The organism is Streptomyces sp. GDS52 (genome assembly GCF_052246875.1).
Taxonomy (GTDB): domain Bacteria; phylum Actinomycetota; class Actinomycetes; order Streptomycetales; family Streptomycetaceae; genus Streptomyces; species Streptomyces cathayae.
On record NZ_CM125966.1, the window covers coordinates 6,182,207 to 6,207,629 of the forward strand.

25 protein-coding genes and 1 riboswitch are annotated in these 25,423 nt (G+C 72.0%); of the genes, 17 read left to right on the plus strand and 8 right to left on the minus strand.

The window, feature by feature from the left end; genetic code table 11:
- Positions 1-43: 43 nt before the first annotated feature.
- Positions 44-802 (minus strand): SDR family oxidoreductase, encoded by a 759-nt coding sequence (locus ACTWJ9_RS28265; protein ID WP_387038446.1) that lies wholly within the window; start codon positions 800-802, stop codon positions 44-46.
- 448 nt (positions 803-1,250) lie between these two features.
- Positions 1,251-1,381, plus strand: a riboswitch (FMN riboswitch).
- A 143-nt stretch (positions 1,382-1,524) separates the two neighbouring features.
- Here ACTWJ9_RS28265 and ACTWJ9_RS28270 point away from each other — a divergent pair.
- From ACTWJ9_RS28270 to ACTWJ9_RS28310, 9 genes are all read left to right on the plus strand, one after another.
- A complete protein-coding gene (locus ACTWJ9_RS28270; protein ID WP_279337089.1) occupies positions 1,525-2,139 on the plus strand; it encodes a riboflavin synthase in 615 nt (204 codons plus the stop codon).
- Entirely contained in the window at positions 2,136-2,780 is a 645-nt protein-coding gene (locus ACTWJ9_RS28275; RefSeq protein ID WP_279337090.1) for a nicotinamide mononucleotide transporter family protein, read from the plus strand. Before ACTWJ9_RS28270 ends, ACTWJ9_RS28275 begins: the two co-directional genes overlap by 4 nt.
- Positions 2,777-4,066 (plus strand): bifunctional 3,4-dihydroxy-2-butanone-4-phosphate synthase/GTP cyclohydrolase II, encoded by a 1,290-nt coding sequence (locus ACTWJ9_RS28280; protein WP_279337091.1) that lies wholly within the window; start codon positions 2,777-2,779, stop codon positions 4,064-4,066. Before ACTWJ9_RS28275 ends, ACTWJ9_RS28280 begins: the two co-directional genes overlap by 4 nt.
- 67 nt (positions 4,067-4,133) lie before the next feature.
- Positions 4,134-4,619: a 6,7-dimethyl-8-ribityllumazine synthase gene (gene ribH, locus ACTWJ9_RS28285; protein ID WP_279337092.1), complete on the plus strand. Its 486-nt coding sequence runs from the start codon at positions 4,134-4,136 to the stop codon at positions 4,617-4,619.
- 34 nt (positions 4,620-4,653) lie between these two features.
- The gene (locus ACTWJ9_RS28290; RefSeq protein WP_010046365.1) at positions 4,654-4,926 is read left to right on the plus strand and encodes a phosphoribosyl-ATP diphosphatase; all 273 of its coding nucleotides are present in this window, start codon (positions 4,654-4,656) and stop codon (positions 4,924-4,926) included.
- Between the two features lie 49 nt (positions 4,927-4,975).
- The gene (gene hisG, locus ACTWJ9_RS28295) at positions 4,976-5,839 is read left to right on the plus strand and encodes an ATP phosphoribosyltransferase (protein ID WP_279337093.1); all 864 of its coding nucleotides are present in this window, start codon (positions 4,976-4,978) and stop codon (positions 5,837-5,839) included.
- Positions 5,840-5,864: 25 nt separating this feature from the next.
- Complete coding sequence (locus ACTWJ9_RS28300; RefSeq protein WP_279337094.1) at positions 5,865-6,353, plus strand: PH domain-containing protein; 489 nt, start codon at positions 5,865-5,867, stop codon at positions 6,351-6,353.
- Between the two features lie 257 nt (positions 6,354-6,610).
- Positions 6,611-7,975, plus strand: a complete 1,365-nt coding sequence (locus ACTWJ9_RS28305; RefSeq protein ID WP_443294916.1) for a hemolysin family protein — start codon at positions 6,611-6,613, stop codon at positions 7,973-7,975.
- Positions 7,972-9,174: a hemolysin family protein gene (locus ACTWJ9_RS28310; RefSeq protein ID WP_279337096.1), complete on the plus strand. Its 1,203-nt coding sequence runs from the start codon at positions 7,972-7,974 to the stop codon at positions 9,172-9,174. Before ACTWJ9_RS28305 ends, ACTWJ9_RS28310 begins: the two co-directional genes overlap by 4 nt.
- 27 nt (positions 9,175-9,201) lie before the next feature.
- Here ACTWJ9_RS28310 and ACTWJ9_RS28315 read toward each other — a convergent pair whose 3' ends face one another.
- Both ACTWJ9_RS28315 and ACTWJ9_RS28320 read right to left on the minus strand, forming a co-directional pair.
- The gene (locus ACTWJ9_RS28315) at positions 9,202-11,073 is read right to left on the minus strand and encodes an AAA family ATPase (RefSeq protein ID WP_279337097.1); all 1,872 of its coding nucleotides are present in this window, start codon (positions 11,071-11,073) and stop codon (positions 9,202-9,204) included.
- A gap of 432 nt (positions 11,074-11,505) precedes the next feature.
- Positions 11,506-12,168, minus strand: coding sequence for a hypothetical protein (locus ACTWJ9_RS28320; RefSeq protein WP_279337098.1), 663 nt, complete (start codon positions 12,166-12,168; stop codon positions 11,506-11,508).
- 302 nt (positions 12,169-12,470) lie between these two features.
- Between ACTWJ9_RS28320 and ACTWJ9_RS28325 the strand changes: the two genes are divergently transcribed.
- From ACTWJ9_RS28325 to ACTWJ9_RS28340, 4 genes are all read left to right on the plus strand, one after another.
- Positions 12,471-13,859, plus strand: a complete 1,389-nt coding sequence (locus ACTWJ9_RS28325; protein ID WP_387038436.1) for a peptidase C39 family protein — start codon at positions 12,471-12,473, stop codon at positions 13,857-13,859.
- Positions 13,860-14,008: 149 nt separating this feature from the next.
- Entirely contained in the window at positions 14,009-14,167 is a 159-nt protein-coding gene (locus ACTWJ9_RS28330; protein WP_279337100.1) for an SCO1431 family membrane protein, read from the plus strand.
- Positions 14,168-14,231: 64 nt separating this feature from the next.
- Positions 14,232-14,888, plus strand: coding sequence for a TetR/AcrR family transcriptional regulator (locus ACTWJ9_RS28335; protein WP_279337101.1), 657 nt, complete (start codon positions 14,232-14,234; stop codon positions 14,886-14,888).
- Positions 14,889-15,288: 400 nt separating this feature from the next.
- On the plus strand, positions 15,289-16,464 hold the full coding sequence (locus ACTWJ9_RS28340) for an acyl-CoA dehydrogenase family protein (RefSeq protein ID WP_279337102.1): 1,176 nt from the start codon (positions 15,289-15,291) through the stop codon (positions 16,462-16,464).
- 379 nt (positions 16,465-16,843) lie between these two features.
- On the opposite strand, the gene ACTWJ9_RS28345 is transcribed toward ACTWJ9_RS28340, so the two are convergent.
- Positions 16,844-17,278: a hypothetical protein gene (locus tag ACTWJ9_RS28345; protein WP_388707800.1), complete on the minus strand. Its 435-nt coding sequence runs from the start codon at positions 17,276-17,278 to the stop codon at positions 16,844-16,846.
- Positions 17,279-17,545: 267 nt separating this feature from the next.
- On the opposite strand from ACTWJ9_RS28345, the gene ACTWJ9_RS28350 reads away from it, so the two are divergent.
- From ACTWJ9_RS28350 to fxsA, 4 genes are all read left to right on the plus strand, one after another.
- A complete protein-coding gene (locus ACTWJ9_RS28350; RefSeq protein WP_109379411.1) occupies positions 17,546-17,986 on the plus strand; it encodes an Lrp/AsnC family transcriptional regulator in 441 nt (146 codons plus the stop codon).
- Between the two features lie 126 nt (positions 17,987-18,112).
- Positions 18,113-19,741, plus strand: coding sequence for an amidohydrolase (locus tag ACTWJ9_RS28355; protein ID WP_387038429.1), 1,629 nt, complete (start codon positions 18,113-18,115; stop codon positions 19,739-19,741).
- Positions 19,742-20,291: 550 nt separating this feature from the next.
- Positions 20,292-21,131 carry a polyprenol monophosphomannose synthase gene (locus tag ACTWJ9_RS28360; RefSeq protein WP_279337105.1) on the plus strand — a complete coding sequence of 280 codons (840 nt, stop codon included), beginning with the start codon at positions 20,292-20,294 and terminating at the stop codon, positions 21,129-21,131.
- A gap of 109 nt (positions 21,132-21,240) precedes the next feature.
- The gene (fxsA, locus tag ACTWJ9_RS28365) at positions 21,241-21,822 is read left to right on the plus strand and encodes an FxsA family membrane protein (protein WP_279337106.1); all 582 of its coding nucleotides are present in this window, start codon (positions 21,241-21,243) and stop codon (positions 21,820-21,822) included.
- Positions 21,823-21,928: 106 nt separating this feature from the next.
- On the opposite strand, the gene ACTWJ9_RS28370 is transcribed toward fxsA, so the two are convergent.
- From ACTWJ9_RS28370 to yczE, 4 genes are all read right to left on the minus strand, one after another.
- Entirely contained in the window at positions 21,929-22,303 is a 375-nt protein-coding gene (locus tag ACTWJ9_RS28370) for an RNA polymerase-binding protein RbpA (protein WP_003977404.1), read from the minus strand.
- Positions 22,304-22,569: 266 nt separating this feature from the next.
- On the minus strand, positions 22,570-23,922 hold the full coding sequence (locus tag ACTWJ9_RS28375) for an MFS transporter (protein ID WP_443294917.1): 1,353 nt from the start codon (positions 23,920-23,922) through the stop codon (positions 22,570-22,572).
- A gap of 47 nt (positions 23,923-23,969) precedes the next feature.
- Positions 23,970-24,737: a glycerophosphodiester phosphodiesterase gene (locus ACTWJ9_RS28380; protein WP_279337108.1), complete on the minus strand. Its 768-nt coding sequence runs from the start codon at positions 24,735-24,737 to the stop codon at positions 23,970-23,972.
- A complete protein-coding gene (gene yczE / locus ACTWJ9_RS28385; RefSeq protein WP_384207276.1) occupies positions 24,734-25,399 on the minus strand; it encodes a membrane protein YczE in 666 nt (221 codons plus the stop codon). The genes ACTWJ9_RS28380 and yczE overlap by 4 nt, the downstream gene beginning before the upstream one ends.
- Positions 25,400-25,423 lie beyond the last annotated feature (24 nt).

Here is a 25,423-nt window from a genome sequence, read left to right on the forward strand (position 1 = left end):
TCCGCCACCGGGCGCTCGCCCCGGCCCCCTCCGGCTCGCCCGCCTACTCGCCGACGCGTCCCCGCCCCGGCCGTGCGGCCAGGAACTCCTCGAAGGTGCCCTTGCCCACCGCGCGCTCCGGGGCGAGGTGGCTGCCGGCGCGGAAGGCCCGGTAGGCGGCGCCCCGGAGCGGAACCCTGACCACCGCGCGGCGTCGCCCCGTCGCCCGGAGGTAGGAGCGCGCCAGGGAGTCGAGCGTCCTCACCTCCGGGCCGCCCATGTCCTCGACGCGCCCCGCCGGCCCGCCCCCGGCCAGCTCGGCCAGGCGGTCCGCGACCTCGGTCACCTCGATCGGCTGGTCCTTCACACGGGACGGCAGCAGCAGCACCGGGAGCCTGCCCAGCCCTTCGAACACCGTGAGCAGCAGGTCGTGGAACTGGGTCGTGCGCAGGACGGTCCAGCCGATCCCGGACTCCTCGACCAGCCGTTCCACCGCGAACTTGGTCCGGTAGTAACCGAACGGCACCCGGTCGACACCGACGATCGAGATGTACACGAGGTGCCCCACCCCGGCCCGCCGTGCCGCCGCGAGAAGGTTCTCCGCCGCCTGCTCGTCTCCGCCGCGCGGTGTGCTCGCACAGTGGACGACCGTGTCCACCCCGGTGACGGCCTCGTCCAGCGTGCTGCCGCCCCGGCGCAGGTCGACGGCGTACGGACGGGAGTGCCGGCTGAGCACCCGCACCTCGTGCCCGTCCGTCCGCAACCGTTCGGTCAGGTGCCGGCCGAGGGCTCCGGTACCGCCGGTCACCAGGATCGTGCTCATGCTGTTCAGCCCCTCGGGAGATGCGGTGCTCCCCGCTGGAGCACCCTCGTCCACAGGGACGGATCGGCGGCCCCGGATGTGACACGGGATCACGGACGACCCCGGCGGACGGCGTGGTGAGGCCCGGCGGCGGGCAAGGGCCGTCGTCACCGCCGCCGGGCCGGTCTGTGCGGAGGCCGCATCAGACGCTAAAAGGACTAGACCACTGTGGTCAATGGGTGGGTGCAGGTCGGGAGGGCGCGTTCGACGGCGTTCAAGGGGGCAGGCGGGGCGCGGGTGGGGCTGCTGTGCGCCGGTTGTGCGCCGGTTGTGCGCCGGTGGCGCGTGATGTCCGAGGGCCGGCCGCGGGCGGGCGGCGCGCACGGACGCCTTTTTCTGTGAGGCACCCCACACCCCTCACCTGTATGGGTGGTGGCCGGGCATGGCACACTGGGCCCAGTACCAGCAGCAGCGCACTCCGGGGTCGGTGAAAGTCCGAACCGGCGGTTACAGTCCGCGACCCGGCCGCTTCCAGTGGCCGGTTGACCAGGTGAAATTCCTGGACCGACGGTTAAAGTCCGGATGGGAGGCAGTGCGCGGCGGGCGGGCATTCGTGCGCGCCGCCGTATCGGTTCACCCTCGGGTGAACTCCGTCCGGCGTCGCCCCCGGTGTACTTGCCCGTACCTCTGTCGTCATCGACAGCCCCGGAGTCCGTGCCCGAAGAGGCAGGAGGACCCGGGAAGTGTTCACCGGAATCGTCGAAGAACTGGGCGAGATCACCGCTGTCGAGACTCTCGACGACGCCTGTCGCTTCCGTCTGCGCGGCCCCGTCGTCACCGAGGGCGCCAAGCACGGCGACTCGATCGCCGTCAACGGTGTCTGCCTCACGGTCGTGGACCACGAGGGCGACGAGTTCACCGCCGACGTGATGGCCGAGACCCTGAACCGCTCCAGCCTCGGCGCCCTCGCCGTCGGCTCCCGGGTCAACCTCGAACGCCCCATGGCCCTGGGCGCCCGTCTCGGCGGCCACATCGTGCAGGGGCACGTCGACGGGACCGGCCGGATCCTCGAGCGCAAGCCGTCCGAGAACTGGGAGATCGTGAGGATCTCACTCCCGGCCGAACTCTCCCGCTACGTCGTGGAGAAGGGCTCCGTCACCGTCGACGGCATCAGCCTCACCGTCGTCGACGCCGGCCCCGACTTCTTCACCGTCAGCCTGATCCCCACCACGCTCGCCCTGACCACCCTCGGCCTCAAGCAGAGCGGCGACCCGGTCAACCTGGAGGTGGACGTCATCGCCAAGTACGTCGAGCGGATGATCGGCGACCGGGCCATCGGTGAGGGGGCCACGCGGTGAACTGGCTGAACTCCGAGGCGTTCGTCCTCTTCGACCAGCACATCAAGTGGTCGGACATGATCGGCAACGTGATCGGTCTGATCGCCCTCGCCCTCGGCTGGCAACGCTCCATCTGGACCTGGCCCGCCCAGTTCGTCTCGGGCCTGATCCTCTTCGCGGCCTTCGCCACCGCCCATCTCTCCGGCAGCGCGGGCAAGCAGATCGTCGTCATGCTCGTCGCCGTCTGGGGCTTCCGGCAGTGGAACCGCGGCCGGCAACAGGCGCAGGACGGCTCCATCGCCGTCCGGTTCGCCACCTGGCGCGAACGCGGGATCCTGGCGGGCGCGGCGGCACTCGGCACCCTCGCGGTGGGCGGACTGTTCACGCTGTACCCGTCCCTGTCCTGGGACCCCTGGCCGGACGCGTACATCTTCGTCGGCACCGTCGTCGCCATGTACGCCCAGGCCCGCGGCATGGTCGAGTTCTGGTTCGCCTGGCTGCTGGTCGACCTCGTCGGCGTACCGCTGAACTTCGCCAACGGCTTCGCCTTCTCCGGCTTCGTCTACATCATCTACGGCGCGCTGGTCCTGTGGGGGCTGCGCGACTGGTGGCTGCGCTCCCGCGAGGACGCACGGCCCGCCCTGGAAGGAGCGCCGGCATGAGCACGGCACCGATCCTGTACAGCACCGAGGACGTCGAGGACCTGACGCTCGACCCGGTCGAACAGGCCGTCGCCGACATCGCGGCCGGCCGCCCGGTCGTGGTCGTCGACGACGAGGACCGCGAGAACGAGGGCGATCTCGTCATCGCCGCCGAGAAGGTCACCCCCGAGATCGTCGCCTTCATGATGAGCGAATGCCGCGGCCTGATCTGCGCTCCCCTGGAGAGCGACGAACTGGACCGGCTCCGGCTCCCGCAGATGGTCGAGGACAACACCGAGTCGATGAAGACCGCGTTCACCGTCTCCGTGGACGCCTCCGCCGCCCACGGCGTGAGCACCGGCATCTCGGCCGCCGACCGCGCCACCACCCTCCGACTGCTCGCGAACGGCACCGCCCAGCCGGACGACTTCGTCCGCCCCGGTCACATCTTCCCGCTGCGCGCCCGCTCCGGCGGCGTGCTCGTGCGCGACGGCCACACCGAGGCCGCCGTCGACCTGGCCCGCCTCGCCGGACTGCGCCCGGCCGGTGCCATCGTCGAGATCGCCGGCGAGGACGGGCAGATGCTGCGTCTGCCCGAGCTGATCCCGTTCGCCCGCAAGCACGGCCTGACGATCATCTCCATCGAGGACCTGATCGCCTACCGCCGCAGCTCCGAGCCCACCGTCCGCCGCGAGGCCGAGGTCCGGCTGCCCACCTCGCACGGCACCTTCACCGCCTACGGCTACCGTTCCACCGTCGACGGCGTCGAGCATGTCGCCCTCGTCCACGGCGAGATCGGCGACGGCGCGGACGTCCTCGTGCGCGTCCACTCCGAATGCCTCACCGGCGACGTCTTCGGCTCCCAGCGCTGCGACTGCGGCCCCCAGCTGGACGCCTCCCTGGAGCGCATCCAGAAGGAGGGCCGGGGTGTCGTCGTCTATCTGCGCGGACACGAGGGACGCGGCATCGGCCTGATGTCCAAACTGCGCGCCTACGAACTCCAGGAACGCGGGCGTGACACCCTCGACGCCAACCTCGAGCTGGGCCTGCCCGCCGACGCCCGTGACTACGGCGCCGGCGCGCAGATCCTCGCCGACCTCGGGGTGCGCGGCGTCCGCCTGCTGACCAACAACCCCGACAAGGCCGACGCGCTCGTCCGGCACGGCATCGAGGTCATCGGCCGCGAACCGATGCCCGTCACCGCCGGCGAGCACAACATCCGCTACCTGCGCACCAAGCGCGACCGGATGGGCCACGACCTGCCCTGGCTGGACACGCCGACCGTGCCGGCCTGCGGCAACCAGTAGCCGGCCTGCGGCAACCAGTCAGAGAACCCAGAGAACCCAGAGAACCAAGAGAGCACCGAGGAGAGACGTGAGCGGCAAGGGCGCACCGGAACTGTCCGTACGCGACGTGGGAGACCTCCGCGTCGCCGTGGTCGCGGCACAGTGGCACGAGAAGGTGATGGACGGACTGGTCGACGGCGCCCTGCGCGCCCTGCACGACCTCGGCATCGACGAACCGACCCTGCTGAGGGTCTCCGGCAGCTGGGAACTCCCGGTCGTCGCCAAGGTCCTCGCCGGACGCGGCTACGACGCGGTCGTCGCCCTCGGCGTCGTCATCCGGGGCGGCACGCCCCACTTCGAGTACGTGTGCCAGGGCGTCACCCAGGGCCTCACCCAGGTCAGCGTCGACACCGGGGTGCCCGTCGGTTTCGGCCTGCTCACCTGCGACACCGAGGAACAGGCCCTGGACCGCGCCGGACTGCCCGGCTCCACCGAGGACAAGGGGCACGAGGCGGTCACGGCGGCGGTGGCGACCGCGGCCACGCTGCGTTCAGTATCCGAACCCTGGCGGTGAGCAGGCCCCGACACCGCGTAGGGTAAGGACCACCATGTCCAAGAAGACGTTCGAGGAGCTCTTCACCGAGCTCCAGCACAAGGCCGCGCACGGCGACCCCGCCACCTCCCGCACCGCCGAACTGGTGGAAAAGGGCGTCCATGCCATCGGCAAGAAGGTCGTCGAAGAGGCCGCCGAGGTCTGGATGGCCGCCGAACACGAAGGCAAGGAAGCGGCCGCCGAGGAGATCTCGCAGCTGCTCTACCACGTCCAGGTGATGATGGTCGCCCGCGGCATCTCCCTCGACGACGTCTACGCCCACCTGTGATCGCAGGCACCGCCCCACCACCACCCACACTCCGAAGGAAGCCGACCTCATGCTGCGCATCGCACTCCCCAACAAGGGTTCACTGGCAGGCCCTGCGGCGGAGATGCTGCATGAGGCCGGCTACCAGCAGCGCCGGGAGTCGAAGGAACTGAGGATCGTCGACCCGGTCAACGAGGTCGAGTTCTTCTACCTCCGCCCCCGCGACATCGCGATCTACGTCTCCTCGGGCCGCCTCGACATCGGCATCACCGGCCGGGACCTCCTGGTGGACTCGGGCGCCGAGGCCGAGGAGATCCTGCCCCTCGGTTTCGCCCGCTCCACCTTCCGCTTCGCCGCCAAGCCCGGTGTCGCGCGGAGCGTCACGGACCTCGGCGGCAGGACGGTCGCCACCTCCTACGAGGGGATCGTCGCCCGGCACCTCGCCGAACAGGGCATCGACGCCTCCGTGGTCCACCTCGACGGCGCGGTCGAGACCGCCATCGAGCTGGGCGTCGCCGAGATCATCGCGGACGTCGTCGAGACCGGCACCTCCCTGCGCAACGCGGGCCTGGAGGTGCTCGGCGAGCCGATCATGACCTCGGAGGCGGTCGTCATCCGCCGCACCGGCGCCGCGGCCGAGCCCGACGAGACCGTCGAGCCCAAGGTGGGGCAGTTCCTGCGACGTCTCCAGGGCGTCCTCGTCGCCCGCACCTACGTGATGATGGACTACGACTGCCGGGTCGAGCAGTTGGAGAAGGCCGTCGCGCTGACCCCGGGCCTGGAGTCCCCGACCGTGTCGCCGTTGCACAACGAGGGCTGGGTCGCCGTCCGCGCCATGGTCCCCTCCAAGGAGGCCCAGCGCATCATGGACGACCTCTACGACATCGGTGCCCGCGCCATCCTCACCACGGCCATCCACGCCTGCCGCCTCTGACCCGGACCGATCCCGGAGCCGCACCATGCCGGACACCCCCTCGGACCAGCCGTCCGACAAGCCCGCCCTGCCCGCCCTACCCGTCACCTTCCGCCCCGGCCGCACCCGTGCGGTGCTGCTCGGTGCGGCCGCCGCGCTCTTCGGGGCCCTCTCCCTGATCGCCCTGCTGCTGGAGCAGGTCGACCCGGGCGAGCGGCTCAGTTTCGTGTTCACCGGCGCCCTGCTGGCCGGCGGGCTGGTGCTGCTGGCCCGGCCGAGGGTCGAGGCCGACGAGTCCGGCATCACCGTCGTCAACATCGTCGGCAGGCGCCGCCTCGAATGGGCTCAGATCCTTCAGGTGAACCTCCGTCCGGGTGACCCCTGGGTCTTCCTCGACCTCAGCGACGGCACCAGCATGCCCGTGCTCGGCATCCAGCCGGGCATCGCCAGGGAACGTGCCATCGCCGACGCGCAGGCCCTGCGGGCGCTCGCCGTGGCGCGTTCCGTGGTCGACCCCGATGCGTCACGGGGCTGACCCGGGGCATCTCGGGGAGACATCGGGGCCGTTCCACCTGACGCGGTCGCCCTTGTCCTGATTAGTCTGGTGGGCGACGGCGCGCCGACAGCGCCTTCGCCCCTGCCGCCCCGCCCGGTGGCCCAGGGGCTCCAGCTAACCGAGGAGTGACCCTCTCCGGCGATGGACGGATCGTCCTGCAGTACCTGCGCCGCCCCCTGTCGACAGAGCGCGAACCCGTTCCACGAGGTTCGCGACCGTGCGCAAGCGGCGGCATCATGACCACCCCCCTGCTGCTCCTCGCAGCCGCATTCCTGCTGATTCTCGCCAACGGGTTCTTCGTGGCAGCCGAGTCCGGCCTGGTCACCGTCGAGCGACCGGACGCCGAACGGGCCGCCGCCGACGGCGACCGACGCGCCCACCGGGTCGTCGAGTCACTCAAGGAGCTGCCCTTCCAGCTCTCCGGCACCCAGCTCGGCATCACCCTCACCTCCCTGGTCGTCGGCATGCTCGCCGAACCGGCGCTCGCCGGGCTGCTGCGCGGCCCCTTCACCGGCACGGGTGTCCCCGAGGGAGCCGTCTCCACCCTCGCCGTGGTCGTCGGCGTGCTGCTGGCCTCGGCCGTGCAGACGGTGATCGGCGAGCTCGTGCCCAAGAACTGGGCGGTGTCCCGGCCGCTGCAGGTCGCGCGGTTCGCCGCCGGCCCGCAGCAGGTCTTCGCCCGCCTGTTCCGCCCGGTCATCGCCGGAGTGAACGCCGTGGCCGACCGGGTGGTGCGCACCCTGGGCGTCGAGCCGACCGCGGAGCCGGCCTCCGCCCGCACGCCCGGCGAACTGGTCTTTCTGGTCCGGCACTCCGCGCGGGCCGGCGCCCTGGAACAGGACACGGCGGACCTCTTCGTACGGACCCTGTCCCTGGGGGAGCTGACCGCGCAGCACGTCATGACCCCGCGGGTGAGGGTCAGCGCCCTGCAGTCCTCGGCGACCGTCGAGGACGTGGTGAACCTGACCCGGGCCACCGGCCTGTCCCGGTTCCCCGTCCACACGGAGCGGATCGACGAAGTCGTGGGCATGGCCCATCTCAAGGACGCCCTCGCGGTGCCCCCGCGGGAGCGGCTGCGCACCCCCGTCGGCGACATCGCCCGCCCGGCGCTGCTCGTCCCCGAGACCCTGCCCGTCCGGCCGCTGCTGACGCGGCTGCGCGGCGAGCAGCCCATCGCGGTCGTCGTCGACGAGTACGGCGGCACGGCCGGAGTCGTCACGCTGGAGGACATCGTCGAGGAGATCGTCGGCGAGATCTGGGACGAGCACGACGGGCACGGCGAACGCGGCGAACGCGGCGAACTCTTCGGTAGGGCCACCGAACCCGTCGCCGCTCCGCCGGAGGACGGCCGCCCCGCCTGGGACGTCGACGGCAGCGTCCGCGTCGACACCCTGCTCCGTATCGGCCTCGACGTGCCCGACGGACCCTACGAGACCGTCGCCGGCCTGGTCGCCGACCTGCTCGGCCGGATCCCGGCCGTCGGCGACCACGCGGAACTGCCCGGCTGGCGGCTGTCGGTCCGCCGCGTCGGCCACTACCGTGCCGAGCGCGTCCGCCTGGTCGAGGCGGCCCCGCCGCCACTCGTGGGGGCAGCCCGATGAGCGTGCTGCACCTCCTCTTCGCTGCCCTGCTCGTCCTCGTCAACGGATTCTTCGTGGGTGCCGAGTTCGCGCTGGTCTCCGTGCGCCGCAGCCAGATCGAACCGCTCGGCACCGCCCGTGCCCGTCAGGTCCTGTACGGGCTCGAGCACCTGCCGCGGATGACGGCGGCAGCCCAGTGCGGCATCACCGTCTGCTCGCTGACCCTCGGAGCGATCGCCGAACCGACGGTCGCCCGCTTGCTGGAGCCGGTGTTCGCGTGGATCCGCCTGCCGCACGGCATGATCCATCCGCTCGGCTACGTCGTCGCACTCGCCGCCGTGGTCTTCTTCCACCTCGTCATCGGCGAGATGGTCCCGAAGAACCTCGCGAGGGCCGCCCCCGAGAAGGCCGCGCTGTGGCTGAGTCCCGGCCTGGTCCGGTTCGCCCGGTGGTGCCGGCCCGTCACGACCGCGCTCGGCGCCTGCGCCGAGACCGTCCTGCGGGCCTTCCACGTCGAGCCGAAGGGCGAGGCCGAGGCGGCCTTCACCAGCGAGCAGCTGAACCGGCTGGTGGAGGACGCCGGGAAGGCGGGCCTCCTGGACCCCGAGGAGGCCGAGCGCCTGGAGGACGTCCTGGAGCTGGGCTCCCGCCCGGTGACGGACGTCCTGCTGCCCCGTGAGTCACTGGTGACGGTCGGCCCCGAGGTCACCCCGGCACGGATCGTGGAACTCACCGCCCGCACCGGGTACTCCCGTTTCCCGGTCGCCGCGCAGGGCGGCGCCTTCATGGGCTACCTGCACGTCAAGGACGTGCTCGACCTGGAGGAGACCGACCGGGCCGTGCCGCGGCGGCTCTGGCGGCGCATGCCCACCCTCCGGCCCGAACTCCCGCTGGACGACGCCCTCACCGTGATGCGCCGAGCCGCCACCCACCTGGCCCAGGTGGCCGACGCATCCGGCCGGACACAGGGGCTGGTGGCCCTGGAGGACGTACTGGAGCTGCTGGTCGGCGAGGTACGGGACCCGGCACACCGGGAGGCCCCGGGAGCGCGGCCGGAGACCGGGACACACCTCGGTTCCAGGACCCGTGCCGACTCCGGAACACACCCCGATTCCGGGACGCTTCCGGACGCCGGGGCGGGCATCGGGGCCGGCATCGATGCGGATGCCGGACCGGCCGAGGCCAGGAGCGGCGCCCCGGCGGGAGCGCTCACCCGCTGACCGCCCGCGTCGCGGGATCCGCCGCTGTCAGGGCGCCGGCGGATCCTGTGGGCCCCGCCCGGACAGCACCTCCCCGTACGCCTGCATCAGATCCGGCAGCCGAAGCGTCGCCAGGTCCTCCCGGGTCAGCGTGCCCGGGTACGCCGGGTACGCCGACAGCCGCAGATCCCGGTACGCGCAGCTCTTCTCGTACAGCGTCCGCAGGAACCGCCCGTTGCCCAGCTCGTCGATCCACCCCTGGTCCACCACGTGACCGGCGATGGACCGCAGCTCCTCCAGCGCCTCCTCGTCCCACACGTCGCCGTTCTCCGCGGCCAGCACCTCACCGATCGCGGTGAGTTCGGGTGGCCGGTAGGACGGGAAGTCGACGCGCGTCGTGAAGCGGGAGGACAGCCCCGGGTTGGCGCCGAGCAGACGGTCCATGCCCTCCGGGTAGCCGGCCAGTATGACCACCAGGTGGTCGCGGTTGTCCTCGGCCCGCTTCAGCAGCACCTGGAGCGCCTCGTCACCGTACGCGTCGCCCTTGCCGTACCCGGAGTTGGAGAGAGCGTAGGCCTCGTCGACGAAGAGGACCCCGCCGAGCGCGGAGTCGATCAGCTCATTGGCCTTCACCGCCGTCTGCCCCAGGTACTCGCCGACCAGATCGGCCCGCTGCGCCTCCACGAGATGGTCCCCGCCGAGCAGCCCGAGGGCGTAGAAGACCCGGCCCAGGATGCGGGCCACCGTGGTCTTGCCGGTACCGGACGGGCCGGAGAAGACGAAGTGCCGTTTCGGCGGTTGTACCGGCAGCCCCTGCCCGGCCCGCAGCCGCGCCATGTTCAACTGCGCCGACAGCGCCTTGACCTGGCGTTTCACCGGCTCCAGCCCCACCATGCGCTCCAGCTCGGCGAGCGCTTCCTCCAGTAAAGCGGGGTCGGTGGGACCCGTGGGCAGTGACGGCACCGGGTCGCCGGCCCGCTCGCGCACCGAAGGCCCCGTGGTCGGCCGCGGGGCCGCGGGCTGCGGGTCCGGCTCGGACAGCATCAGATCGCGGCCCTCGGTGCCGAACAGCGGATCGAGTGTGTCCGGACCGTCCAGCAGGTCCGGGCCCGTCCCGCCGAGTGTGAGCGAGCCGAGATCGGTGGGGTCGTCGTAGCCGTCCCCCTCGGCGATGGCGGCGAGCCGGGCCGAGGTGTCCATGAAGGCAGGGTCGACACGGTGCACGGCCCGGTACAGGGGGACCGCGGCGGCACTGCGGCCGGTGCCCTCGTGGGCGCGTGCCAGCCAGTACCGCAGCTCCTTGCGCTGCGGCTGCTCGCTGCGGCAGCGCATCAGGGCCGCCGACAGCAGGGGTTCGGCCTGCCCGTACATCTCCAGGCGCACCCGGGCCATACCGCCGAACAGGCCCGTCTCGATGCCGAGCAGCGGATCGCCGTGCAGCGGGTCGGTGTGCCGGACCAGCTGCTCCCAGTCCTTGACCAGATAGGCGCGGCAGGCGTGCAGGAAGCGGACCTGCGGGTCGGTGTCCACGGGAGGCAGTCCGGCGAGCGCGCGGTCCAGTTCGGGGACGTGGCGGCCGTCCAGCCAGTGGGAGGCGTGCGCGAGCAGCAGATCGCGGGGACTCTCCAGCACCGGCTGAACCCACCAGCCCAGCCAGTACCAGGAGTTGAGGGTACGGCGGTGCCGGGTGCGTTGTTCGCCGAAGCGGTCCCGGTGCCGGAACATGCGCAGCAGCGAGGCCGTCGTGTCGACGCGCAGCGCGTGCAGCCCGAGCCAGCCGTCCGCCATCCCCGGGTCGATCCGCACCGCGGCCCGGAACTCCTCCTCGGCCTGCGGATAGGCGCCCATGGTGTAGGCGTCCACGCCCCGCAGCCAGGCGAGATCGGCCGGGGCCTGCGGGCCCTGCGTGCCGAAGTTCATCACGTCCCCCCACAAACCGTGCCTCGTCGGTATGCCCCACCGGCCCTCGCCCGCCGGCTGCCGTGAGGCGAACCGCTGCGCTGCGGGCCGGAGTTGCACGGTGCGCGAAGCGGCGTCCGTAGGTCGCACCGAAGGCATCGTACCTGCGGCGGCGCCGCCTCCGTAGGGGTGCCGCACCCGCGGGGGGAGCGAGGCGGGCGGGAGGGTTTCGACGGCAGGCCGTGACCGAGGGTGATCGGCATATGCCGCTCGGCAGTCGAAAGGGGCGAAGAAGGCAGAACGAAGCCCCCGATCACGGGGGAACAACCGGGGGCTTCGCGTCTGCGGGCGGCTCCGAACGGCCGCACATTGAGAACGTAAGACCTGTACGGGCCCCTGGTCAAGCGAAGTTGAAGTGCTCCGGCGACTTGTCCGACAAGGCCCTTCGCCTGTTCAGCGCGGTGCGGACGGCCCGTCACCGTCCGTGAGCGGAGAGAGGGGTTCGGCCGTCCCGGCAGGCCCGGCGAGTACCTCGTACCCCTCCTCGCGCTCCCGCACCAGAAGGTCGGCGAAGGGGCGTGACGGGTCCTCGGCGAAGTGCCGGCGTTCCGCCTCGACCCACCCTTCCCAGAACTCCCGCTGCTCCGCCCCGTCCCGTGCCCGCCCCCGCGACCAGGCAGCCTCCGCGGGCAGTTCCATCCACAGCAGCAGCGCCAGATGGGGCCGCAGCGCCCGGCGTCCCGCTCCGACGCCCTCGACGACGACCACCGGGGCGGGCGGCAGCGGGTGTGGCTGTCCGAAGGCGCGGGCCCGCCAGTCGTAGGGGGTGTAGTACGCCTGCTCACCGCGGCCGAGCGGACCGATCACCTGGCTCAGCAGCCGTTTGGTCCAGCCGAACAGCTCCTGGTGGCTGGCGATGTCGTCGAGTCGCAGCACCGGGACGCCGCCCAGTGCTCCGGCCAGCCGGCCGGCGAACGTGGACTTCCCGGAACCGGCGTGCCCGTCGACACCGACGAGCCGGACGGGTCCGCAGGAGGGGGAGAGACCGCGGATGCGGGAGACGAGATCGTGAATGGCTGATTCCTGGGGGAGGGGCGGCATGGGGCGGGGCGGCATACGGAGAGACGGTGACGCGAGCACTCTAGAACCTGACCGGGACCCGGTGGCCAGCGCCCGTGCCCGTGCCCGTGCCCCGGAACGATCCGCCGGTCCTCGGATCCGCAGGCCCCCGATCCGCCGGCATGTGTGTCATTGGTCGAGTCCCATATTGGTCGGCGCGGCACGGTCCCGGGTGCTGGCGGGGCCTGCCCCGGTGTGCTCATAGTGGGCGGACATCCGCTCCACCCGGTGGACGTACGCCGTACGACCCGCCGTGTTCCGGACCTGCACCGACTCCGACACCTGGGGGTCCTCCACCCATGAGCAGAGCCGAACAGCCGTCTCGCAGAACCCTTCTGGCCGCAACGGTCGTCGCCGCCGTGGCGAGCACCGGCCCGGCGTTCGCCGGTACCCCGACCGGCCGGTCCGCCGCAGGCCCGACAGGCGGCTCCACAGACCCCGAACGGACCGCAGGGGCCCGACCCGTGGACAACAGGGCCTGGACCTCCTACAGCGACTGGCGCGGCGGCACCGCCGAGGGCACCCGGGCCGTCGCGGGCGTCCGCCCCGGCCTGGTGATCGCGAAGGCCGCGGGCACCACCGACCACACCGACCCGCACACCGGCGACACCGCCGCCTGGGAGTACGCGGCCTGGACCTCACCCGTCCACCGGCTCACCGTGCCGGCGACGGAGGCGATCGCCTCCTGGAACGCGCACACCCCCGACGGCACCTGGATCCAGGTCGAGTTGCAGGGCACCTACACGGACGGCACCGACACACCCTGGTACGTGATGGGCCGCTGGGCGGCCGGCGACCAGGACATCCGGCGCACCTCGGTGGACGGCCAGAGCGACGGCCGGAGCACGGTGTGGACCGACACCCTCGCCGTCGACGACCCCGCTTCGGGGCTGCGCCTGGTCTCGTACCGGCTGCGGCTGACCCTGCACCGCCGTCCCGGGACGGCACTCACCCCGACCGTCTGGCGGCTCGGCGCGATGGGCTCCGACGTCCCCGACCGCTTCACCGTCCCGGCCTCCACGCCGGGTCCGGCCCGGGAACTGATCGTCCCGCGCTACTCGCAGGAGATCCACAAGGGCCGGTACCCGGAGTACGACAACGGCGGCGAGGCCTGGTGCAGCCCGACCTCCTCACAGATGATCATCGAGTACTGGGGCGGACGGCTCACCGAGGAGCAGTTGGCCTGGGTCGACCCGTCCTACACCGACCCGCAGGTGTGCCACGCGGCCCGCCACACCTACGACCACCAGTACGCCGGCTGCGGCAACTGGCCGTTCAACGCGGCCTACGCGGCCACCTTCGAGGACCTCCAGGGCGTCGTCACCCGGCTCGGCTCGCTGAGCGACCTGGAGACCCTGATCGGGGCGGGCGTCCCGGCCATCACGTCCCAGTCCTTCCGTGAGGAGGAACTGACCGGAGCGGGGTACGGGACGTCCGGGCACCTGATGACCGTGATCGGGTTCACTGAGGACGGCGACGTGATCGCCAACGATCCGGCCTCCCCGGACAACGAGGCCGTCCGGCGCGTCTACCGGCGGCGCGAGTGGGAGAACATCTGGCTCAGGACCAAGCGGTACAACGCCTCGGGCAAGGTCGTCTCCGGCACCGGCGGCGTCTGCTACCTGTACTTTCCGGCGCGTCCCACCTCGCGCATGCGCAAGGCGCTCGCGGCCGTCGGAGTGCGCTGAGCCGGTCCGTGCGGCGGGCCGCCCCCGCCGCACGGGGCCCCGGCCTGTGACCAAGCTCTCGGCCGCAAAAGCCGCCGACGGTGGCAAGGTGGACAACGGCGCGTAAAGGCCCGGCGCGCACCACCGAGATCCGAGATCGGCGAGAAGTCATGACCGCGAACGCAGCCACCGTCACCGCTCCCGTCACCGCCCCCGGTGTGCGCACCGGCGGCCCCCGGGAGGACGGCCCGGACATCCTCGAGCACGTCATGGGATGGGTTCTCGTGGTGGTCGTGGCGATGCTCGTGACCCGGCTCGGAATGCTCTGACCTGACCCGGAAGGCGACCTGACATACTGCGGAGGTCCGCCCCCGCAGGAAACCTGGGTCAAGATTGAACATCAGTCAGCAGCCTGCCGTGCGCCCCGGCGCGCGCAGCACCGAGCGTTCGCTGGCACGCCGTGCCGAACTCATCGCCATCGGGCGAAAACTGTTCGCCGACACGTCGTACGACGCGCTCTCCATGGACGACATCGCACGTCAGGCGCATGTCGCCAAGGGGCTGATCTACTACTACTTCCACTCCAAGCGGGGCTACTACCTGTCCATCATCCAGGACTCGGTGGCCGGCCTGGTCGCCTTCGCGGCGGGCGGCGTCGGACTGCCGCCCGCGGAGCGGGTGCACCGCACCGTCGACAGCTATCTGCGCTACGCCGAGCACAACCAGGCCGCGTACCGCACGATCGTCAGCGGCGGTGTCGGCTTCGACACCGAGGTCCATGCCATCCGGGACGGGGTGCGCGAGGCGATCGTCGAGACCATCGCCGAAGGCGCCTACGGGACCAGTGACATCACGCCGCTGGCGCGGATGGGTCTGCTGTCCTGGGTGTGCAGCGTCGAGGGTGCCACCCTCGAATGGATCGACCGTCCCGAACTGCCCCGCGAGACCATGCGCGAACTGCTGGTGAAGATGCTCGGCGGGGCCATGCGCGCCATCGAGGAGCTGGATCCCGCGCACCCGGCCCCGGAGCCCGCCCGCCGCGACGGCTGACGCGTCGGCGTCCGCGGACGCCGACGCCCGGAGCACCGGCGTCCGCGATCGCGGTGCGGCGCGGTGGGAGTCGCGTCCCGTGCGCCTCTTCGTGGAGGAAGCACGGAAGGCCATTGTCATGGACACGGCGATTTCTCGAGGTGGAGCGGCGGGAGGGCCGGATCGGCGAGGTCAGTGGTGCGGACCGATTTCGACGTCCGGAAAATTCTTGTAGTAAGCGGTCGTTAACAAGTGACGCGCTCGGGCTGATCGGGCATACTCACAGCTCACAGCGGCTGGTCAGCAGCTCCCGAGACCCGGGGGCGACAGTATCGGCCAGGCACCGGAACCACCCGGCGGAGCCGCCCCTACCCAAGGCGCGCATCCGCCGATGTGCCCGAACAGGGAGGAGAGCGTCGCCATGTCCGACCACGCCCCGCAGCCGGTGGACCGGCAACTGCCCACGGACGAGGCACGGGACCTGATCTCGCTCGTCCGCGACATCGCGCAGCGCGAGATCGCCCCGAAGGCGGCCGAGGAGGAGGACGCCGGCCGTTTCCCGCGCGAGGTCTTCACCCTGCTTTCCGAGGCCGGACTGCTCGGACTGCCCTACGACTCGGCGTACGGCGGCGGAGACCAGCCCTACGAGGTCTACCTCCAGGTCCTCGAAGAGCTCTCCACGGCCCGCCTGACCGTCGGCCTCGGCGTCAGCGTGCACACCCTCGCCTCCTACGCGCTCGCCACCCACGGCACCAAGGAGCAGCAGGCCGAGCACCTGCCGGCGATGCTCGGCGGCGGCCTGCTCGGCGCCTACTGCCTCTCCGAGCCGTCCTCCGGGTCGGACGCGGCCTCGCTGCGCACCAAGGCGGTGCGCGAGGCCGGGGGAGGCTGGGCGATCACCGGCACCAAGGCATGGATCACGCACGGCGGCATCGCCGACTTCTACACCGCCATGACCCGCACCGGTGCGGACGGCCCGCGCGGGATCACCGCGTTCCTGGTGCCCGGCGACGCCGAGGGGCTGAGCGCCGCCGCTCCCGAGAAGAAGATGGGCATGAAGGGCTCGCCCACCGCGCAGGTCCACTTCGACGGCGTACGGGTCGGGGACGACCGGCGGATCGGTGAGGAGGGCCAGGGCTTCGCGATAGCCCTGTCCGCGCTGGACGGCGGACGCCTCGGCATCGCGGCCTGCGCGATCGGTCTGGCCCAGGCGGCGCTCGACGAGGCGCTGGGGTACGCGGCCGGGCGGCGGCAGTTCGGGCGGCCCATCGCCGACTTCCAGGGACTGCGGTTCATGCTCGCCGACATGGCCACGCAGATCGAGGCGGGACGCGCGCTGTACCTCGCGGCGGCCCGACTGCGGGATGCCGGGCGGCCGTTCGCCAAGCAGGCGGCCATGGCCAAACTGCACTGCACCGACACGGCGATGCGGGTCACCACCGACGCCGTCCAGATCCTCGGCGGCTACGGCTACACCGCGGACTTCCCGGCCGAGCGCTACATGCGCGAGGCCAAGGTGCTGCAGATCGTCGAGGGGACGAACCAGATCCAGCGCATGGTCATCGCCCGCCATCTCGCGGGGCCGCCGACGAGCTGATCCGGCTTCCTCGCCGGGGTGCCGCGAGCCGGACCCGCTCCGGGGCGTGCCGGCCCGGCAGGGCGCGGCCCTTGTCGGCCCGGCTCCGCATCGGATCGCGGCAGATCGGCGGATCCGGGAGTTGCGGCGGCGGGGAGGCGTGTGCCCGGCGGGCTGCGGTACGGGCGGTGGAGCGAGGGCGCGGCGGTGACGCCCGGTCCTCGAGAGCGTGGGGCCGTCACGCCCGGGCGACGCGGGAGCGACCGGGCAGGTCACCGACCGCCCGAACAGGGCGTACGTTCGCGGACGTCCGGTCCGGCCCGTCCGCGCCGGGTGACGCACCGCGCGCGGAGGTCCCGTCGCGGTGCGCTTGACAGGCCCCGGGCCGGGGCGGGACGGCTCAGGCGGCGTGGCGCCGTATGACGGGCACCCTGATCGGACGCGAAGCCGGACCGCCGACGTGCGAGAAGGGCTGGGTGCGCCAGTCGAGCCCCTGAGGGAGCGTCAACAGCAGGGCGGTGTCCTGTTCCTGGAGCGTGGCGTACTCGTCCGCCGGCCGGGCCTCACCGGCACCGCGGCCGGTGCCGGTGCAGACGGTGAGCCCGAACGGGTTCCACGGCGAGGCGCACAGCGCGTGCTCCGGCAGGACCTCCTCGTCCGCGAGCAGCGCGATCGGCTGCGCGCAGTCCGGGCAGACGACCCGGTACATCTCGAAGGTGTCGTACGCGTCGAGTTCGTCGTCGAGAGCGTCGGGGTCGACGTACTCGGGGACGAGTTCGACGACGGACTGCTGCCGCTTGGGCGTGGTACGACCAGGGCGCTTAAGACTCTGCATGGGTTCTCCCCCTCGGGCTGGGCCGTGAAGGCGCTGCGGCCTCGACCACAGCAAGCACTTCCCGTCCCCCATCGGGGGTAATCACGAGAACATCACGGAGACTGTTCGAAGGGTGTGGTATTCGTCACATGCCGTTCGGGGGCGCCGCCCGCAACCGGTTTCGTCCCCCGCCCGGCTCGGGCCGGATGCCCGGTACATCACGAACCGGGCATGACCTGGACAGCTCAGGTATCCGAGGAGATCGGCGGCACTGTAGGTTCTTGCGCCATGGAGGAGCTGGACCGACAGATCGTGCAGCTGCTCGTCAAGGACGGGCGGATGAGCTACACAGACCTGGGCAAGGCCACGGGCCTGTCCACGTCGGCCGTGCACCAGCGGGTGCGCAGGCTGGAACAGCGTGGCGTCATCCGCGGCTATGCCGCGGTCGTCGACCCGGATGCCGTCGGTCTGCCCATGACCGCCTTCATCTCGGTCAAGCCGTTCGACCCCAGCGCCCCCGACGACATCGCGGACCGCCTCGCGGGCGTGCCCGAGATCGAGGCCTGCCACAGTGTCGCGGGCGACGAGAACTACATCCTCAAGGTGCGGGTGGCCACTCCGCGCCAACTGGAGGAACTGCTCGCCCGCGTGCGCTCGCTGGCGGGCGTCTCCACCCGGACGACGGTGGTCCTGTCCACTCCGTACGAGGCCCGTCCGCCGCGCGTCTGACCCGCACCCGCGCGGGGGTGCGCCGCCGCGACCGGATGTGCGGCGCGCAGGCGCAGCGGTGCGCAGGTGAGGTGAGGAGCGGCCCTGGGTGCGGGCCCGGCCCCGCGAGGGGCGACACTGTGGGTCATGAGTGAACGCACCGCCCCGCCGCACACCGTCCTGCTCCGCCGCGGCGAGGTCCACAGCCCCGCCGACCCCTTCGCCACCGCGATGGTCGTCGAAGGCGGCCAGATCGCCTGGGTCGGCTCCGAGGGCGCCGCCGACTCCTTCGCGGACGGTGTGGACGAGGTGATCGACCTCGACGGGGCGCTGGTCACCCCGGCGTTCACCGACGCGCACGTGCACACCACGGCCACCGGACTGGCCCTCACCGGCCTCGACCTGTCCGACGCCCCCTCCCTGCAGGCCGCGCTGGCCCGGGTGCGGGAGTTCGCCGCGGCCCGCCCGGCCGACCGGGTCCTGCTCGGCCACGGCTGGGACGCGTCCCGCTGGCCGGACGGCCGCCCCCCGACCCGCGCCGAACTCGACGCGGCCACCGGTGGACGCCCTCTCTACCTCAGCCGGATCGACGTCCACTCCGCGGTCGTCACCACCGCGCTGCTCGACCTCGTCAGCGGTGAGAACACCCGCGAGATCGCCCGCGAGGCACCCGGCGGGGCCCGGCCGCTCACCGGTGACGCCCACCACGCCGTACGCGCCGCCGCCCTGGGCGCCGTCACGCCCGCCCAGCGCACCGAGGCGCAGCGTGCCGCCCTGGCCCACGCCGTCTCCCTGGGCATCGGCACCGTCCACGAGTGCGGTGGCCCGGAGATCTCCTCCGAGGACGACTTCACCGGCCTGCTGCGGCTCGCCGCCGAGGGCGGCGGCCCGCGCGCCGTCGGCTACTGGGCCGAGCGGGACGTCGCCAAGGCCCGCGCACTGGGCGCGACCGGCGCCGCGGGCGACCTGTTCGCCGACGGGGCCCTCGGCTCGCACACCGCCTGCCTGCACGAGCCGTACGCCGACGCCGGCCACACGGGCACCGCCCACCTGGACGCCGCCGCCGTCGCCGCCCACGTGGTCGACTGCACCGGGGCGGGCCTGCAGGCGGGCTTCCACGCCATCGGCGACGCCGCCCTCGGCGCGGTGGTCGACGGGATGCGCGCCGCCGCCGAGAAGGTCGGCCTCGCGCGTGTGCGGGCCGCCCGGCACCGGGTCGAGCACGCCGAGATGCTCACTGCCGAGACCGTCGCAGCGTTCGCCGAACTCGGCCTGACCGCCTCCGTCCAGCCCGCCTTCGACGCCCTGTGGGGCGGCGAGGACGGCATGTACGCCCGGCGTCTGGGCGTGGCGCGGGCCCGCTCCCTGAACCCCTTCGCGGCCCTGCTGCGCGCCGGTGTCCCGCTCGCCTTCGGATCGGACAGCCCGGTCACGCCCCTCGATCCGTGGGGCACCGTCCGGGCCGCCGCCTTCCACCGCACGCCCGAGCACCGGGTCTCCGTGCGGGCCGCGTTCACCGCGCACACGCGGGGCGGCTGGCGGGCGATCGGACGTGACGACGCGGGCATCCTGGTGCCGGGAGCCCCTGCCGACTACGCCGTGTGGCACACCGGCGACCTTGTCGTACAGGCACCCGACGACCGGGTGGCGCGCTGGTCCACCGACCCCCGCTCCGGCACCCCCGGGCTGCCGGACCTGACCCCGGGCGGCGACCTGCCCGTCTGTCGGCGCACGGTGGTCGGCGGACGCACGGTCTTCGTACGGCCGGGAGAGTGATCTCCACGGACCGCCCGGCGACGAGCACGTGCCGAGCCCCCGTCTCGCGACCTGCGCATCCTCCCCGCCGGCCGGACACCTGAACCGCATTGCGCAGGTCAAACGTCTGTTGGCGGGAAGCAGCGGGGGGAAAGCTAGGTTCGGCGGGGTCCACCATCGGACGCCCGACCGGGGAAGTTCCGCCCACTCGAGGCAGCGCCGCTGGGTCAGGGACGGTGTGCCGCGCCGGGCACCGTCACCGGGAGCCAGGCTCAGCATCGGCGCGGCGCGAGGGAACGTTCCGGTGGGTCGGGAAGGTGTGGCCCCGGGTGGGGCCGGGCGCTCAGTAGACAACGGCTTCAGGTCGACTCGCAGCCGGCGGGTCCCAGGTCGGACCGAAGGGCGCCGGGCCCCCATCCGCCGTACACCGCCGCCCGGGGCCTTCTCCACGGGGGAAGGCCCGTTCCCACTCGATCTTCGGAAATTAACACCATCATATGAACGTCATGCCATGTCGGTGCAGGCTGTGACCACTATGGTGGGACCCTGAACATGACATGAAGGGGCAGTTGTGGACGACGGCGAGGGGACCCGCGCGGCGGAAGCCCAGGGGAGGACTTTCGGCCCGCTCGGCACGGCCTTGGTGATCATCCCGACCTACAACGAGGCGGAGAACATCAAGGCGATCGTCGGCCGGGTGCGCAAGGCCGTTCCCGAGGCTCACGTTCTCGTGGCCGACGACAACAGCCCCGACGGCACCGGCAGGCTCGCCGACGAGCTGGCCGCCACGGACGACCACGTCCAGGTACTGCACCGCAAGGGCAAGGAGGGCCTGGGCGCCGCGTACCTCGCGGGCTTCCGCTGGGGCGCGGAGCGCGACTACGGCGTACTCGTCGAGATGGACGCGGACGGCTCTCACCAGCCCGAGGAACTGCCCCGTCTGCTGACCGCACTCAAGGGTGCCGACCTGGTGCTCGGTTCGCGCTGGGTGCCCGGCGGCCGGGTGGTCAACTGGCCCAAGTCCCGTGAGTACATCTCGCGCGGGGGCAGCCTCTACTCGCGGGTGGCGCTCGATCTGCCGCTGCGCGACATCACCGGCGGCTTCCGCGCGTTCCGCCGCGAGACCCTGGAGGGCCTGGGTCTGGACGACGTCGCCTCCCAGGGCTACTGCTTCCAGGTCGACCTCGCCCGTCGTGCGGTCAAGGCCGGCTACCACGTCGTCGAGGTGCCCATCACCTTCGTCGAGCGGGAACTCGGCGACTCGAAGATGAGCCGCGACATCGTCGTCGAGGCGTTGTGGCGGGTCACCGCGTGGGGCGTGGGGGACAGGGTCGGCAAGGTCCTGGGACGTGAGGACGCCGGACGGACCGGGCGGTCGCAGCGGGCCGAGGAGACGAAGCAGGGCGGATAGGCGGCAGGGCCCGCCGGGCGGACGGGCGGGCCGCGGGTGCGTTCACCGCCCCGAGGGCCCGCCGGGCCCGCTTATCCCGTGCTGAGCAGGGGCCAGGCACACTGGGAGCATGACGACTGGCGCTCAGACCCCGAACCCCGTCCGGCCCCGGCGCTCCCGGCTGCGCACCGTTCTGCCGCTCGGCGTCGCCGCGTGGCTGGTGCTGGAGATCTGGCTGCTCACGGTCCTCGCCGGAGCGTCGAACGGGCTGGTGGTCTTCCTGGTGCTGCTGGCCGGCCTGGTGCTCGGCTCGGTGGTGATCAAGCGAGCCGGCCGACGCGCCTTCAAGAACCTCACCGAGACGCTGCAGCAGCAACAGGGCGGCGTGCTGCCCGAGCCCCGGCCGAACAGCGAGGGCAACGGCCTGATGATGCTGGGCGGGCTGCTGCTGATCATCCCGGGCCTGGTCTCCGACGCGGCCGGTCTGCTGCTGCTGGTGCCCCCGGTCCAGAAGGCCGTGAGCCGCCACGCCGAGCGCACCTTCGAGCGCAAGCTGCGCGAGGCCGCCCAGGGCTCCCTGGGCGGTGCCTTCCAGCAGGTGCGTATCCACCGGCCCGACGGCAAGGTGGTCCAGGGCGAGGTGATCAGGGACGAGCGCGGTACCCCGCCGGGCGACTTCCCGCAGGAGCCCCGGCCGCCGCTCCCACGCTGAGGACCGAGCCGGACGCACATGGACCGCGGGCGCCGTACCAACTGGTACGGCGCCCGCGGTCCATGTGCTGCTGTGCGCTGTGCTCCCGCACGATCATCCGTCGGGATCAAGCCGACTTTCGGCTGTCCCGGGGGTGAACCGCGATGTTCATCGCACCGGAGCGCAGAACGGCGAGACGCTCCTCGAGGACCTCTTCGAGTTCCTCACGGGTGCGTCGCTCCATCAGCATGTCCCAATGCGTACGTGCGGGCTTGGCCTTCTTCTCCTCGGGGCCGTCGCCGTCCACCAGGAGTGCCTGGGCACCGCAGACCTTGCACTCCCACTCCGGCGGGATCTCCGCCTCGACCGAGAAGGGCATCTCGAAGCGGTGCCCCTTCTCGCATGCGTACTCCACGGCCTGGCGTGGTGCCAGGTCGATGCCGCGGTCCGTCTCGTAGCTGGTCACCACGAGGCGCGTGCCGCGAAGAGCTCGCTCACTCATGAATCGTGCCTCCCGGGCTTGTCGCCCACAGGACAGGTGTCGCTGTCGTCGTCATCCGGTCAACGTCCGGTCGGCGGTAAAGATTCCCGTTCCGGGCCATGTGTCGCCGTCGTAGCCGCAGCCTTGTCAACCAGTGCAGTACCCACCGGCGCCTGGTTTGTCACATCTAATGACAGATGCAACACGGCGTTTCGGCATCTTTGACGCGCAGTAACGGTACACCTGGCAGGCCAAACGCGTACACTACAGCCCTTTCGCGCCGAGTGCTAAATCTTCTCCGGAACGGGGTTCCCCGCGGCGGCGACCGCCCGGCGTACCGGAACCCGCGCGAGCAGCGCGAAACCGAGGACGAAGAAGACCACCAGCGAGATGATCGCGTCCCGGTAGCTGCCCGTCAGCTGGTAGGTGAGTCCGAACAGCAGCGGACCGAGCCAGCTCATCCCGCGATCGCTCAGCTCGTACGCCGAGAAGTACTCGGCCTCCTTGCCGGGCGGTACGAGGTGGGAGAACAGCGACCGGGACAGGGCCTGGCTGCCGCCGAGGACCAGGCCGATCCCGGCGGCCAGGACGAAGAACCACACCGGCTCCCCGGCGGGCAGGAAGTACCCGGCGGCCAGCGTCAGCGTCCAGGCGACCAGTGAGCCGAGGATCGTGCGCTTCGCCCCGTGCATCCGGGCCAGCCGGCCCAGCGCCAGCGCGCCGACCACCGCCAGTACCTGGACCAGCAGCACGGCGACGATGAGTGTGGACTGCCCGAGCCCCAACTCCTTCGAGCCGTAGACCGAGGCCTGCGAGATCACCGTCTGGATGCCGTCGTTGTAGACCAGGTACGCCAGCAGGAAGGCGAGCGTGAGCGGGTGGCGCCGCATGTCGCGGACGGTCGCCGCGAGCTGCCGGAAACCGGACAGGGCGGACGACGCCTCCCGAGCGGGGGCACGGCGGTCGCGCAGCCGCCGCAGCGGCACCAGGGTGAAGGCACCCCACCACAGACCCGCCGACGCCAGGCAGATACGGACCGCCATGCCCTCGGAGAGTCCGAAAGCGTCATGGGCGGAGTAGAGGATCAGGTTGGCGACGAGGACCAGGGCGCCCGCCGCGTAGCCGAAGGCCCAGCCCCGCGAGGAGACCGCGTCGCGTTCCTGGGGAGTGGCGATCTGCGGCAGGTAGGAGTTGTAGAGCATCATCGCCACGGACTGCGCCGCGTTCGCCACGACCAGCAGGGCGCCGCCCAGCAGATAGCGCTCGCCGTCGAGGAGGAACATGCACGCCGTGGCGGCGGCTCCCGTGTAGGCGGCGGCCGCGAGGAGCGGCTTCTTGCGGCCGGTGCGGTCGGCGGCGGCCCCCACCAGCGGCATCACGAGCACCGCCAGGATCACCGACAGGGACACCGAGTACGCGAAGAACGACCCGGCGCGCACCGGAACGCCGAACGGATGCACGAACCCGTCCGCGTCCGCCGCGGCCTCGGCGACCGACGTCAGATAGGGGCCGAGGAACACCGTGAGCACGCTCGTGGAGTACACGGAGCACGCCCAGTCGTAGAAGTACCAGCCGCGCTGCTCGTACCGTCGGCCGGCCGCCTCGTCCGCTGCCGGTGATCGCACGGTGCCGTCGCCCACCCGTGCCCTCGCTTCCCCGTGAACGCGCTCGGTGTTCGGGCGGGGCCTCAGACCCACAGGCCGCGGTCCTCCATGACCGTGCGCAGTATGTCGATGTGATCGGTCATGATGCCATCCACCCCCAGGTCCAGGAGCCGGTGCATCCGCTCGGGTTCGTTGACCGTCCACACGTGCACCTGGAGCCCGTGCGCGTGGGCGGTGCGCACGAAGCGGTGATCCACCACCGGGACGCCGGACTGGGCCTCCGGGACCTGGGCGGCGACGGCCGACCGGCGCACCGCGGCCGGCAGCCCCCACGAGCGCAGCCGCAGACTCAGCACCCCCCGCGTGCCGTACGACGTCGCGAGGCGGGGCCCGGCCAGCCGCTGGGCGCGCACCACGCGGGCCTCGGAGAAGGAGCCGAGGCAGACCCGGTCCCAGGCGTCCGTCCGCTCGATCAGGTCCAGGAAGGGCAGGAGAGCCGGCTCGGCCTTGACGTCGACGTTCCACCGCACCTCGGGGAAGGCGGCCAGCAGTTCCTCGAAGAGGGGCACCGGCTCCCGGCCCGCCACGCGCGCCTGCCGCACGTCCCGCCACGGCAGGTCGGCGATCCGGCCCGCCCCGTCCGTCACCCGGTCCAGGGTCGCGTCGTGGAACGCGACGAGCCGGCCGTCCCGCGTGACATGGACGTCCGTCTCGATGTAGCGGTAACCCGCCTCGACGGCGCACCGGAACTGGCGTGCGGTGTTCTCCAGTCCGTCCGCCGCCCCGCCGCGGTGGGCGAACGCGATCGGGCCGGGATGGTCGAGGTAGGGGTGGCGTATCCGTGAGGTCACGGACGCAGTATCACCCCGTGCGGTTGACCGGTGGCAACGGCCGTGGGGCCGGTGGATGCCGAGGGGACGGCGAACACCCGCAGGAAGAGCTGGGCGAGCGGACCGATCGTCACCGCGTACAGGAGGGTCGCCACGCCCACGGTGCCGCCGAGGGCGAAGCCCGTGGCGACCACCGCGACCTCGATGGCCGTACGCACCAGCCGGACCGACACCCCCGTGCGCTGGTTCAGGCCCGTCATCAGCCCGTCGCGCGGGCCCGGCCCGAAGCGCGCCGCGATGTACAGCCCGGTCGCCGCGCCGTTCAGCACGATCCCGGCCACCGTCATCGGTGCGCGCAGGGCCATGCCGTGTGCCTCGGGCACCACGGCCAGGGTCGCGTCCATGGCGGCGCCGATCACCAGGACGTTGGAGACCGTGCCGAGTCCCGGGCGCTGGCGCAGGGGGATCCACAGCAGCAGCACCGCCGCGCCCAGGGCGGTCACCACCAGGCCCATCGACAGGCCCGTCCGCTCGGACAGGCCCTGGTGCAGCACGTTCCACGGCTCCAGGCCGAGCCCGGACCTGACCAGCAGCGCCGAGCTCGCGCCGTACAGCGCCAGCCCGGTGTAGAGCTGGAACAGGCGCCGTGCGAGATACCTGTGCCGGGGCGATCGGCTGGACAAGGCATGCCCCCCGTAGTGGAAGTG